Origin of the sequence: Pseudomonas sp. B10 (assembly GCF_900156235.1) — a bacterium.
In the GTDB taxonomy this organism is placed as follows: domain Bacteria; phylum Pseudomonadota; class Gammaproteobacteria; order Pseudomonadales; family Pseudomonadaceae; genus Aquipseudomonas; species Aquipseudomonas siliginis.
In genome coordinates this window covers 2,345,728-2,358,647 of sequence record NZ_LT707063.1, presented here as the reverse complement: position 1 = coordinate 2,358,647, position 12,920 = coordinate 2,345,728, and the positions used below count along the sequence as shown (strand labels likewise).

Sequence of the window (12,920 nt, the reverse complement as noted above, 5' to 3'; positions counted from 1 at the left end):
GTGTGCGGCGATGGTCTTGTGTTGGATTCGCCCCCCACCCCAGCCCTCTCCCCAAGGAGAGGGAGCCGATTTGTGGGCTTTTCGAACCTGAGTTCGACTCGGTATCTTATGTCGGCGAACCTCGAGTAAACACCTCGGTCTGTCCCCTCTCCCTCGGGAGTGGGTTAGGGTGAAGGGAAACCCGTTCAGCGCACGGTGCAAATCTCCAGATGCCGAGCCAGAGCGCACAGGTATACTGCGCGCCTTTGCGGCTCACTGATCGGGCCGACTTTATGTTCCCGGAGCTTTTATGACTTCCCCGACCCAACCGCCGGTTGACGACGCTGTGAGCGACGTCCCGGCTGACGTGGCTGATGCCAGCGAAACCAAGGCCGAGATCCCGGCGTTCAAGTTCCCGTTCAAGCCGGGCGAGCTGGCTTCGGCGAAAGGCTCGAATCAGCCGTGGTACAAGAATGGCGCGAAGAATGGCCACACCAAAACCCCGGGCATGGCGCCACCGGGCACGCGTCGGTCGATGGGCAAGCGCTGACATCGGAAAGTGATGGTGCTTGTGCTGGCCTCTTCGCGAGCAGGCTCGCTCCCACATTGGATTTGTGTAGAACCCAAACCTGTGGGAGCGAGCCTGCTCGCGAAAGCGACATCCGCTACAGCACAAATATCAGATCAAGCCGCGCGCAATGAAATGAACGCATAAGTCTGCGCCGGTTCCGTCACCACCTGCCCACCCGCAGCCAGTACCTGTCCGGCGACATCATCGCCGGACAAATGAAACAGCCATTCGCTGGTTCGCGCCGCCAGCGGTTGCGCGCTCACTTGGTCGATCACTGCCGCAAAGGCATCCATGTTCGGCAAGTACGCGGTGAACCCGTCGCCCTTGAGCGCCGTGGTGCGAATCCCCAACGTTGCGCAGATCGCATCCTTGAGTCTGATGTCATCCCGATCCGCCTGACGCGAACGCTGGATCAGCTCAACCAGTGCCCGATCAACCAACTCGCCTCCCACAATCAACTCCGGCCCCTGCTCCCAGGACTCTGGCGGGCAATCCTTGGCAGCTGGATTGAGCGAGATGTGCGGATTGATTTCCGCCGGGTAAATCCGGCAGACCAGCGGGCGGCGCTCGTAGATCCGGCAGCGCTTGTCTTCGTCAAGATTCCGGCAGGGGCCGACGTTGTAGGCGGCAAAGGTGATCGCCACGTGAGCATCAGTAGTGCCACTGCGGACCACCGCCGAACGGCGCTCGGCATGTTCGCGCTGCTGCGCTGGCAGGCCCAGGCCATTGCCGAGAAACGCCTCGACCAGCACGATCACCTGACCGCCATCCGCCGCCCACATGCGGGCTTCGGCCAGCGTCAGCGGGACATGGTGGTCAGTGCAGCATTTGCCGCAACCTACACAGGAAAACGTCGTATTCATTGAGCGATCTGTCTTCAATCAGGGTGTGAAACGACGGCAGAAAACCATCGCACAGAACCGGATCGAAGCAAGGACTGCGCCACTCAGCGGGATTTTGTGACCGGACGAATCGAATCCCACTCGGTGACGAACGCGGTTTTCGACTGTTTGTTGTACAGGCACAGCTCGCTGCCTTGCTGGCCTTTCATGTGTTTTTGCGGGTATTGGCCTTGCAGCAGGACAGCGGTGTAACCGACGCGGTCATCGAATTGCGCAGGTGTGCCGACCGGTTTGACGTTTTTCAGGCCACTGGCCTTGGTGCAACTGGCGAGCACCGTCTTGTCATAGGCAGCCCAGGCGTCGGGGCTGGAGGCGTGGGCCTGGGAGGCGAGGGCGGTGAGGCTGAGCAGGGCCAGGGTGATGGCTTTCATGGTTGGGGCATCCTTGGTTATGGCCAAGGTTGGAGTCTGTCGGATAGCGGAAGTTGCCAGTGCTGCCCCTTTGCGAGCAGGCTCGCTCCCACAGTCTGAAATGCAATCCATCTGTGGGAGCGAGCCTGCTCGCGAAAGCGGTAGATCAGTCGGGCACTAGCTCGCGCCGAACCACAACCATCCCGACACTCTCATACAACCGCTGCGCCCGCAGGTTGTCCTCCAGAACCCTCAAATCGACAAACCCCTCGCGCCGCTGTTGAAAGACGCTGAAGGCATGCAACAACAACGCGCGTCCAAGCCCCCGGCCCTGCATTCGCGGGTGCACCACCAGATTCTTGATATAGGCACTGGTCCAGCACTGCGCCACGCCCACCACGCCCTCGGCATCGCAGGCCACGAAACACAATGCTGGATCGTATTCAGGGTCGCTGGCGAAGCGCTGACGCCAGTCGTGCAGTGACGGCACTCGACCGCCACCTTCCAGCTGTCCGAGCTGCATCAACTGATGCACCGCCGGCGCCAGTTCCTCGCGGTAGACGGACAGCTCAATCCCGTCTGGCCACTGCGCATCCGGCAGAACCCCACTCAAGTCGCGGCGCAGCAAGAAGCAAAACGTCTCGGCCAAGACTCAGTGCCCGTTGGCCGCGACGTGCTTGGCGGCTTCGATCAGACGTTGGGTCAGTTCCGGCGAGGAAAACTTGGTCAACACCGCGTTGGCACCGGCCAGTCGGGCCTTTTCACTGTTCATCGCGCTGTCGAGGGAGGTGTGCAGCAGCACGTACAGGTGAGCAAAGTCCGGGGTCTCGCGCAGAGTGCGGGTGAAGGCGTAGCCGTCCATTTCCGACATTTCGATGTCGGAGACGATCAGGTTGATCTGCTGCGCGGTGCCTTGCAGGTCGAGCAGGCAGTCGATGGCTTCCTTGGCACTGCGCGCGGTGTGGCATTGCAGGCCGAGGTTGCGCAGGGTGTGCACCGATTGCTGCAGGGCCACCTGGCTGTCGTCGACGACCAGAATGCGCGCGTTGCCGAGCACTTCGGCGTCTTCCATGGTCAGGTCGGTCGGCGCCATTTCGATCTGCGCCGGGGCGATGCTGTGGATGACTTTTTCGATGTCCAGCACCTGTACCAGCGTACCGTCCACCGAGGTCACGCCGGTGATGTAGGCGCGCGAGCCGCCGGAGCCGAACGGTGGTGGCTTGATGTCGGTGGTCAGGCAATGGACGATCTTGCTTACTGCCTGCACATGCAGACCCTGCTTGGAACGGCTGACATCGGTGACGATCAGGCAGCCACCGTTGGGATCTTCCAGAGGCCGCTCGCCGATCGCGCGGCTGAGGTCGATCACCGACAGCGATGCACCGCGCAGGGAGGCGATGCCTTTGACGTGCGGGTGCGACTCTGGCAGCTTGGTCAGCGGCGGGCAGGGAATGATTTCACTGACTTTCAGCAGGTTGATCGCCATCAGCTTGCCGCTGCGCAAGGTAAACAGCAGAAGCGAAAGTGAATCTGCGCGGGCTTTGGTGGAGGACATAAGAACCTTCTGTGGGGCGAGAGTGGGAATCGCCAGAAACCTTTGATGCCGTGTTATCGGCGTCAGAAGGTGGGGCTTTAGCTCAGTTGTCGGCTGGACAAAAAACATCTGTGGCGAGGGGATTTATCCCCGTTGGGTCGCGTAGCGGCCGCAAAAGACGGGCCCGCTGCGCAGTCCAACGGGGATAAATCCCCTCACCACAGGTCATCAAGCAAGCTACATGGCGCGGTTATTTCATGCCCAAACGCTTGGCCATCCGCCCAAGATTCGCCCGATCCACCCCCAACTCCCGGGCCGCACTTGCCCAGTTATCCTGGTGACGCTCCAGCGCTGCACCGATCAACCGCCGCTGAAACTCATCGGTGGCGTTGCGCAAATCCCCGGTGATCATCGGCATCACATTGGCCAAGTCGGCACTGGCAGGCGCAACCACGTTATCCACAACCTCTCGGGGCAAATCCAGATCCGCCGCGCTCAGACTCAGAATCTTCGGCCGCACTTTGCAGTTACCCAGCGCCTTCAGCGCACTGCGCCCGATCAAATGCTCCAGCTCTCGGACATTGCCCGGCCAGGTATAGGCGAGCAGCGCTTCCTGAGCATCACTGTTCAAACGCAGGCTGTTGAGGCCCATGCGCGAGCGGTTCTGCTCGAGAAAGAAACCACTGAGCAACAACACATCACGCCCACGATCGCGTAGCGCCGGCACTCGCAGCGGATACACGCTCAAACGGTGATAGAAGTCGGCGCGGTAGCGACCGCTGCGCACTTCCTCGGCCAGATCGCGATTGGTCGCGGCAATCAGACGCACATCGACCTGATGCTCCTTGTCCGAACCCAGGCGCTGCAACTGACCGCTCTGCAGCACGCGCAGCAACTTGGCCTGGACTGTGAGCGACAACTCGCCGACTTCATCGAGAAACAGCGTGCCGCCATTGGCCAGTTCGAACTTGCCACGCCGGTCGCTGGTGGCGCCGGTGAAGGCGCCGCGCACGTGGCCGAACAGTTCGCTTTCCACCAGCGTGTCGGGGAGGGCGGCGCAGTTGAGGCTGATGATCGGTTTGTCGGCGCGCGCGGAGGCAGCGTGGATGGCTTGGGCGACCAGTTCTTTGCCAACGCCGGTTTCGCCGGTGATCAGAACGGTCAGATCACTGCCGCCGACCAGATTGATTTCTTCCACCAAGCGTTTGTGCGCTTTGCTCTGGCCGATCATTTCGCGGTGCTGCTGACCGCTGGCCTGACGGTAGACCTCGGCGCGCTGATGCTCGTCTTCGGCGCGGGTGGCCAGACGTTCGATGCGTTCGGCCGCATTGACCGTGGCCGAGGCGAGGCTGGCGAAGGCTTGCAGGGCGTCGAGTTCGATCGGCTCGAAACGCTCGGGGTCCAGTGCGTCGAGGGTGATCAGGCCCCAGAGTTTTTCATCGACGAATAAAGGACAGCCGAGGCAGTCGTGAACTTCAAGATGATCGTCGAGGCCATCAACCAAACCGTCGTAAGGATCGGGCAAGTCGCTGTCGGCGGCGAAGCGCGTCGGCCCGGCGCCGGCCAGCAGGATTTCAAAACGCGGATGCTCGCTGACCTTGAAGCGCCGGCCGAGGGTGTCGGTACTCAAGCCATCCACCGCCAGCGGCACCAATGATTCGCCATCCAGACGCAACAACGCGGCGGCATCGCAGGGCAACAAGGCGCGCATGGCCTCGAGCAAACGCCGGTAGCGCTCACCTTCGGGCAGTTCGCGGGAGAGGTCGGCGACCAGAGGCAGCAGGGCGGTAAGCAAGGATTTGGCGGTCATGGGCATGTAGTCAAATAGACAAGGTGTAGTCGCGATGACTATACGTTCATTTGTGTCGAAATGACTACTCATGTCTCAAGCCGTTGAATTTAATGGATTAATTTGTTGGCACGAAAGCTGATATCCCTAAGCCAATCTTTCAAGAAAGCGCAGGAGTCACCTTATGCTTAGCGTCCAGGATCGTGCCATCATCAAATCCACTGTGCCTCTGCTGGAAAGCGGCGGCGAGGCGTTGATCACGCATTTCTACCGCATGATGCTCTCCGAATACCCGGAGGTGCGCCCGCTGTTCAACCAGGCGCATCAGGCCAGTGGCGATCAGCCGCGTGCGTTGGCCAACGGCGTGCTGATGTACGCCAGGCACATCGATCAGCTCGACCAGTTGGGCGATCTGGTGACCAAAATCATCAACAAGCACGTGGCCCTGCAGATTCTGCCGGAACACTATCCGATCGTCGGCACCTGCCTGCTGCGCGCCATTTCCGAAGTGCTCGGCGAAGAGATCGCCACACCTGAAGTAATGAGTGCCTGGGGGGCTGCGTACGGGCAATTGGCCGATATCCTCATCGGCGCCGAAACCGCGATCTATGACCAGAAGGAACAAGCTGTCGGCGGCTGGCGCGGTGCGCGGGAATTCATCGTCGCAGCGAAGGTGCAGGAGAGCGCGGAAATCACCTCGTTCTATTTCGAACCGGCGGACAAAGGGCCGATTCTTGCGGCCGAACCGGGTCAGTACATCGGCATGAAGCTGGTGCTCGACGGCGAAGAAATCCGTCGTAACTATTCGCTGTCGGCACTGGCCAATAACGGCCAGTACCGCATCAGCGTCAAGCGTGAACCGAATGGCCGCGCGTCCAACTATCTGCATGATCAACTGCACGTCGGCTCAAGCATTCAGCTGTTCCCGCCGTCGGGCGAATTCACCCTGGCGGCCAGCGACAAACCACTGGTGCTGATCAGCGGCGGCGTCGGCATCACCCCGACGCTGGCTATGCTGGAAGCAGCGCTGGCCACCGAACGTCCGGTGCACTTTATCCACTGCGCGCGCAATGGCAGCGTCCACGCATTCCGTGACTGGGTCGATGCGCTGGCGGCGCGTCATCCGCAGCTCAAACGCTTCTATTGCTACGCCGAAGAAGATGGGGTCAGCCCGGCGGCGGACAAGGTCGGCCTGCTCAGCGAAGAACTGCTCGGCGAGTGGCTGCCGGCGCAGCGCGATGTCGATGCGTACTTCCTCGGGCCTAAAGGGTTCATGGGCGCGATCAAACGGCACCTGAAAGCGTTGGGCGTGCCGGAGAAACAGAGCCGTTACGAGTTCTTCGGCCCGGCTGCTGCTCTGGAGTGATCTGAAACCGAGTTGTCTCGTTCGCGAGCAGGCTCGCTCCCACCGGATTTGCGTTCGACGCAGATCCATTGTGGGAGCGAGCCTGCTCGCGAATCTTCTGCGCGCCGCGAAGCCATGTTGGTTAATCATTCCTTAACCGCTCTATCGTTTATTGCCCCGGTGTAGACTTGCGACAATTTCAGCCGCCGGCCGGCTGGACCATGGACTTACAAAGGAAAGGCAATGAGCGAGGAAACGATGCGGTTGGGGCGTGAGCGGCGCTATCTGGTGTTGCTGGGGATCATCTGCCTGGCGTTGATCGGCGGCGCACTTTACATGCAGGTCGTGCTCGGCGAAGCACCTTGCCCACTGTGCATTCTGCAGCGCTATGCACTGTTGCTGATTGCAGTGTTCGCCTTCATCGGTGCGGGCATGCGTAGCCGTCGCAGCATCACCGTGTTCGAGACACTGGTAGTGATCTGTGCGATTGCCGGGGCCGGTGTGGCCGGGCATCACGTCTATACGCAGTTCTATCCGGCGGTGAGTTGTGGCGTCGATGTGCTGCAACCGATTGTCGATGATCTGCCGTTGGCGAAAATTTTCCCGCTGGGCTTCCAGGTCGACGGTTTCTGCTCGACGCCGTATCCGCCGATCCTCGGTCTGTCGCTGGCGCAATGGGCGCTGGTGGCGTTCGTGCTGGTGGTGATTCTGGTGCCTCTGCTGACTTCGCGTAATCGAAAAGCGCTGCGCTGAGTCAACTTCTCGGCAGAGCTGCCGATAAACAAAACGCCCCGATTTTCGCTGATGAAAATCGGGGCGTTTTGCATTTCAGAGCGTTTGTGAAAACACCGTGACGAACGGCAATGAAGCGTGCGGCAAATGTGCGACATGTTGTCACACAGGGGCTGTCGCAGGGGCTCGGGATGCGGCGGATTGGCCGCCTGTTACATAAAAACATTGGCCAGTTTTAGTGTTTTCGGGCTTGAGCACGGACGTACCAGAGCAGGCAGTTTTAACAGGCGCCGGCAGATGGACGAAGCCCTTGGAACATCGGGCTTTGCGCCGCTCCAGCGTTTGTAGATCGGGTGCAGAGCTGTCTGATTTGAGGCGGTTACGCTGGCAGATTTTGCCGCTTTTATTGAGAAACGCTTTCGATAACTTGCGCAACTTTTGCAAAAATGGCGATGGATTGTTGCTCTGAGTGATAAAAATTATTTCGGGATAAGACATGGTGTATAGGGCGCTACCTATCTACAATCGCCCGCACTGAATTCCCGACGCTGTTCAGCCTTTATCAAGGAACTGATCAGGAGGTCGGGTGTCGAGCGAGCCGCGAGGCTTTCGAGACACCCTGGTGTCGGTGCCTTTCCAATTTTCCGCACCAAATGGAATTGGTCTGTAACAAGGCCTTTGACCACGAATTCGAATAAGAACTGAACGCTGTCCCAAGGTTTTGTCGAGCGTGAGACGCGCGACGGGCGGCCCTTATTCAATCCAAAGAAAATGCCAACCCTTGGCAGGGTGAAGTGTTGGCGATCAAAACCCAACTGCATTGCGCAAGCTGCTTTAGAGGTCGTGAGATGAGTAAAAACAGGTACCCCAGATTACTAGGCCTAGTGCCGCTGCTCGGCACGTTGTTGCTGGGAGGCTGCAACATGACCTTGCTCAATCCAACGGGCCAGGTCGGCCTGGAACAGCGCAACCTGATCATCACCGCCACGCTGCTGATGCTGTTGGTCGTCGTGCCGGTCATCGTCATGACCTTCCTGTTTGCCTGGAAGTACCGCGCTTCGAACAAGAACGCCGTCTACACGCCGAAGTGGTCGCACTCGACCAAGATCGAAGTGGCCGTATGGACCATCCCGGTGCTGATCATCATCGCCCTGGGTTACATCACTTACATCTCGACTCACGAGCTGGACCCGTATCGTCCGATCGAGTCTGACGTCAAGCCGGTGACCATCGAAGTTGTCGCGCTGGACTGGAAGTGGCTGTTCATCTACCCGGAACAAGGCATTGCCACGGTCAACAAGATCGTGTTCCCGGCGCACACGCCAATCAACTTCAAGATCACCTCCGACGCCGTGATGAACTCGTTCTTCATCCCGGGCCTGGGCGGCCAGATCTACGCGATGGCGGGCATGCAGACCAAGCTGCACCTGATCGCTGACCGCAACGCTGAGATGGACGGTATCTCCGCCAACTATAGCGGTGCCGGTTTCACCGGTATGAAATTCAAGGCTATCTCCACCACTCAGGAAGATTTCGACGCCTGGGTAAGTGAAGTCAAGAAGTCGCCTAAACAGCTTGATCAGGCTGAATACGCGGCCCTGGCCAAACCGAGCCAGAACAACCCAGTCGAACTCTACTCGTCGGTCACGCCGAACCAGTTCCAGATCATCGTCGACAAGTACGAAGGTATGAAGCCGGGCAAGCCGCTGAAGCACGAGAAGAAAGAGAAAGAAGTGGCGGCCACGGATATTGACGCGGGTTCGCATTCAGCTGCCGGGGCAGAGGAGTAAACGATGTTTGGTAAATTAAGTTGGGAAGCAGTCCCATTCCACGAGCCGATCGTGATGGTGACCATCGCCATGATCGCCCTCGGTGGTCTGGCGCTGTTCGCTGCGATCACTTACTTCAAGAAGTGGACGTACCTGTGGACCGAGTGGCTGACTTCGGTCGACCACAAGAAAATCGGCGTGATGTACATCATCGTCGCCATGGTCATGCTGCTGCGCGGTTTTGCCGACGCGATCATGATGCGTACCCAGTTGGCCATGGCCACCGAGGGTTCGCCTGGCTACCTGCCACCTGAACACTATGACCAGATCTTCACCGCTCACGGTGTGATCATGATCATCTTCATGGCGATGCCATTCTTCACCGGCCTGATGAACCTTGCAGTGCCGCTGCAGATCGGCGCGCGTGACGTTGCGTTCCCGTTCCTGAACTCCCTGAGCTTCTGGCTGCTGGTATCCGGCGTAGTACTGATCAACCTGTCCCTGGGCGTCGGCGAATTCGCCAAGACCGGTTGGGTTGCGTATCCGCCGCTGTCGGGTCTGCAATACAGTCCTGGCGTGGGTATGGACTACTACATCTGGGCGCTACAGCTATCCGGATTGGGTACGACGTTAACCGGGGTCAACTTCCTCGCGACCGTACTGAAAATGCGTACCCCTGGCATGAAACTGATGGACATGCCGATCTTCACCTGGACCTGCACCTGGGCAAACGTTCTGATCGTGGCTTCGTTCCCGATCCTGACCGCTACCCTGGCACTGCTGACCCTTGACCGTTACATGGATTTCCACATTTTCACCAATGAACTTGGTGGCAATCCGATGATGTACGTCAACCTGTTCTGGGCCTGGGGCCACCCTGAGGTTTACATCCTGATCCTGCCGGCATTCGGCATCTTCTCTGAAGTGATCTCGGCGTTCACCGGCAAGAAACTGTTCGGCCACCACTCGATGATCTACGCTTCGGGCGCGATCTCGGTACTGGGCTTCATGGTTTGGCTGCACCACTTCTTCACCATGGGTTCGGGTGCGAGCGTCAACGCCTTCTTCGGTCTGGCGACGATGCTGATTTCCATCCCGACGGGTGTGAAGCTGTTCAACTGGCTGTTCACCATCTACCAGGGCCGTCTGCGCTTCACCAGCCAGGTAATGTGGACACTGGGCTTCATGGTGACCTTCGCCATCGGCGGCATGACCGGCGTACTGCTGGCCATCCCGGGTGCTGACTTCGTGCTGCACAACAGCCTGTTCGTGATCGCGCACTTCCACAACGTGATCATCGGCGGTGCGGTATTCGGTTACATCGCTGGCTTCGCGTTCTACTTCCCGAAAGCGTTCGGCTTCAAGCTGCACGAAGGCTGGGGTAAAGCAGCGTTCTGGTTCTGGATCTCGGGCTTCTTCGTCGCGTTCATGCCGCTCTACGCACTGGGCTTCATGGGCATGACCCGTCGTCTGAACGCCACCACCAACCCTGAGTGGGTACCGTACCTGTACGTTGCCATGTTCGGTGCGGTGATGATTGCTGTCGGTATCGCCTGCCAACTGATCCAGCTGTACGTCAGTGTGCGTGACCGCAACAAGCCAGAGAACGTTTGCGATCACGGTGACCCGTGGAATGCACACACCCTGGAATGGTCGACCTCGTCGCCACCACCGTTCTACAACTTCGCTGTGCTGCCTAAGGCTGACTGCATCGACCCGTTCACCGAAGCCAAGGAAAACGGTACTGCGTACCAGCGTCCGGCCAAGTACGAGCCGATCCACATGCCGAACAACACCGCCACTGGCGTGGTGATGGGCGCGCTGTTGACCGTCTTCGGTTTCGCGATGATCTGGCACATCTGGTGGCTGGCGATCGCGAGCCTGGTGGGCACCGTCGTGTACTTCGTGATCCACGCTGCACGTGACGACCAGGGCTATATGGTTCCGGTTGAAACGATCGAGCGTATCGAAGCCGAGCAGCACAAGCGTCTGGTCGCGGCAGGGAAAATCCCGGCCAATGCCACCCGTGTTGAAACCTCGTTGGAACAGGCTTAAACCATGTCGAACTTAGTGACCAATGTTGGACACGCCCATGGTGACCATGGGCACGATGACCATCACCACGACTCGGGCGAGATGACCGTATACGGTTTCTGGCTCTACCTGATGACCGACTGCATTCTGTTTGCGTCGATCTTCGCGGTGTACGCAGTACTGGTAAACAACGTTGCCGGTGGCCCGTCGGGCCACGAGATCTTCGAACTGCCTTACGTGCTGGGCGAAACCGCTCTGCTGCTGTTCAGTTCGATCACCTACGGCTTCGCCATGCTGGCGTTGTACAAGGGCAAGAAGCAGGCGGTCCTGGGCTGGTTGTTCATGACCTTCCTGCTCGGCGCGGGCTTCATCGCCATGGAGATCAACGAGTTCCACCTGCTGATCTCCGAGGGCTTCGGTCCTAGCCGTTCGGGCTTCCTGTCGGCGTTCTTCACCCTGGTCGGTACCCACGGTCTGCACGTTTCGGCCGGTCTGATCTGGATGGGCATCATGATGTATCAGGTCAACAAGCATGGCCTGACGTCGACCAACAAGACCCGTCTGAGCTGCCTGAGCCTGTTCTGGCACTTCCTGGACGTGGTCTGGATCTGCGTCTTCACCGTTGTTTACCTGATGGGGACTCTGTAATGGCTAATGCACACTCCCATGACAGCCACGATGCTGGCCACGGCAGCGTCAAGTCGTACGCCATCGGCTTCATCCTGTCGGTAATCCTGACCGTCATTCCGTTCGGTCTGGTGATGTACCCGACCCTGCCGAAGTCGACGACGCTGGCAATCGTTCTGCTGTTCGCAGTGATCCAGGTGATCGTTCACCTGTATTACTTCCTGCACCTGGACCGTTCCATTGCACAGCGTAACAACGTGATCGCATTCGTCTTTACGGCGATTGTGATCGTGCTGCTGGTTGGCCTGTCGCTGTGGATCATGTTCAGCATCCACACGTACATGATGGCGAAGTGAGGTAGACCCGATGTCGCTCAAGCACTTTATCCAAATCACCAAACCGGGGATCATTTTCGGTAACGTGCTTTCTGTGGCAGGCGGGTTCTTCCTGGCCTCGAAAGGGCATGTCGATCTGGCGGTGTTTCTGGCCGCCATGATCGGTACTTCCCTGGTCGTGGCCTCCGGTTGCGTGTTCAACAACTGCATCGACCGCGACATCGACCTGAAGATGGAACGCACCAAGAACCGTGTGCTGGTCCAGGGCCTCATCTCCCTGAAACTGGCCCTGGTTTACGCGACCATTCTGGGTGTTCTCGGCGTTGCCTTGTTGTACAAGGTGGCCAACCCGTTGGCTGCCTTGTTCGCAGTAATCGGCTTCATCATCTACGTCGGCTTCTACAGCCTGTACCTCAAGCGCAAGTCGGTTCACGGCACGCTGGTGGGCAGTCTGTCGGGGGCCATGCCGCCAGTGATCGGTTACGTTGCCGTGACCAACAGCTTCGACATGGCCGCACTGACCCTGCTGGTGATGTTCAGCCTGTGGCAGATGCCGCATTCCTACGCCATCGCGATTTTCCGTTTCAATGATTACCTGGCCGCATCGATTCCGGTGCTGCCTGTGAAACGCGGCATTCAAGTGGCGAAGAAGCACATCCTGCTCTACATCCTGGCGTTCCTCGTGGCGACCTTGATGCTGACCTTCAGCGGCTACGCCGGCATGAGCTACCTCGCCGTCGCCGCCGCCATGGGCATGTACTGGCTGTACATGGCCTGGACCGGCTACAAGGCAGTCGATGACACCGTCTGGGCACGCAAGCTGTTCGTGTTCTCGATCTTCACCATCACTGCGTTGAGCGTCATGATGTCCCTGGACTTCAAGGTGCCGACAGAGCTGTTGCTGACGTACGCGCCGTAAGGTTTGCAAGCTTCAGGAAAAACCCCGCACGTTG

Annotated in this window: 13 protein-coding genes; 8 read left to right on the top strand and 5 right to left on the bottom strand. The window is 59.0% G+C overall.

Going from position 1 to position 12,920, the window contains the following annotated elements; all coding sequences use genetic code 11:
- The first annotated feature begins 289 nt into the window (after positions 1-289).
- Positions 290-529: a hypothetical protein gene (locus BXA01_RS10510; RefSeq protein WP_064364310.1), complete on the top strand. Its 240-nt coding sequence runs from the start codon at positions 290-292 to the stop codon at positions 527-529.
- A 134-nt stretch (positions 530-663) separates the two neighbouring features.
- Here the strand turns inward: BXA01_RS10510 and BXA01_RS10505 are convergent, their stop codons facing one another.
- The 5 genes from BXA01_RS10505 to norR all read right to left on the bottom strand — a co-directional run bounded on the left by BXA01_RS10505 (position 664) and on the right by norR (position 5,146).
- Entirely contained in the window at positions 664-1,413 is a 750-nt protein-coding gene (locus BXA01_RS10505; protein ID WP_076564063.1) for a YkgJ family cysteine cluster protein, read from the bottom strand.
- A gap of 83 nt (positions 1,414-1,496) precedes the next feature.
- On the bottom strand, positions 1,497-1,823 hold the full coding sequence (locus tag BXA01_RS10500; protein ID WP_076564062.1) for a hypothetical protein: 327 nt from the start codon (positions 1,821-1,823) through the stop codon (positions 1,497-1,499).
- 145 nt (positions 1,824-1,968) lie between these two features.
- Positions 1,969-2,451, bottom strand: coding sequence for a GNAT family N-acetyltransferase (locus BXA01_RS10495; RefSeq protein ID WP_076564061.1), 483 nt, complete (start codon positions 2,449-2,451; stop codon positions 1,969-1,971).
- 3 nt (positions 2,452-2,454) lie between these two features.
- Positions 2,455-3,357, bottom strand: a complete 903-nt coding sequence (locus BXA01_RS10490) for a chemotaxis protein CheV (RefSeq protein WP_016773296.1) — start codon at positions 3,355-3,357, stop codon at positions 2,455-2,457.
- A gap of 229 nt (positions 3,358-3,586) precedes the next feature.
- Positions 3,587-5,146: a nitric oxide reductase transcriptional regulator NorR gene (gene norR / locus BXA01_RS10485; protein ID WP_076564060.1), complete on the bottom strand. Its 1,560-nt coding sequence runs from the start codon at positions 5,144-5,146 to the stop codon at positions 3,587-3,589.
- Between the two features lie 163 nt (positions 5,147-5,309).
- On the opposite strand from norR, the gene hmpA reads away from it, so the two are divergent.
- From hmpA to cyoE, 7 genes are all read left to right on the top strand, one after another.
- A complete protein-coding gene (gene hmpA, locus BXA01_RS10480) occupies positions 5,310-6,491 on the top strand; it encodes an NO-inducible flavohemoprotein (RefSeq protein WP_076564059.1) in 1,182 nt (393 codons plus the stop codon).
- A gap of 222 nt (positions 6,492-6,713) precedes the next feature.
- The gene (locus tag BXA01_RS10475; RefSeq protein ID WP_041479949.1) at positions 6,714-7,223 is read left to right on the top strand and encodes a disulfide bond formation protein B; all 510 of its coding nucleotides are present in this window, start codon (positions 6,714-6,716) and stop codon (positions 7,221-7,223) included.
- Between the two features lie 827 nt (positions 7,224-8,050).
- Positions 8,051-8,992 carry a ubiquinol oxidase subunit II gene (gene cyoA, locus BXA01_RS10465; protein ID WP_024014231.1) on the top strand — a complete coding sequence of 314 codons (942 nt, stop codon included), beginning with the start codon at positions 8,051-8,053 and terminating at the stop codon, positions 8,990-8,992.
- 3 nt (positions 8,993-8,995) lie between these two features.
- Positions 8,996-11,026 (top strand): cytochrome o ubiquinol oxidase subunit I, encoded by a 2,031-nt coding sequence (cyoB, locus tag BXA01_RS10460; protein WP_041479948.1) that lies wholly within the window; start codon positions 8,996-8,998, stop codon positions 11,024-11,026.
- Between the two features lie 3 nt (positions 11,027-11,029).
- Positions 11,030-11,653, top strand: a complete 624-nt coding sequence (gene cyoC, locus BXA01_RS10455; RefSeq protein ID WP_024014230.1) for a cytochrome o ubiquinol oxidase subunit III — start codon at positions 11,030-11,032, stop codon at positions 11,651-11,653.
- Positions 11,653-11,988, top strand: coding sequence for a cytochrome o ubiquinol oxidase subunit IV (gene cyoD, locus BXA01_RS10450; protein ID WP_011335842.1), 336 nt, complete (start codon positions 11,653-11,655; stop codon positions 11,986-11,988). The genes cyoC and cyoD overlap by 1 nt, the downstream gene beginning before the upstream one ends.
- Before the next feature lie 10 nt (positions 11,989-11,998).
- Positions 11,999-12,886 carry a heme o synthase gene (gene cyoE / locus BXA01_RS10445; protein WP_016773305.1) on the top strand — a complete coding sequence of 296 codons (888 nt, stop codon included), beginning with the start codon at positions 11,999-12,001 and terminating at the stop codon, positions 12,884-12,886.
- Positions 12,887-12,920: the final 34 nt, after the last annotated feature.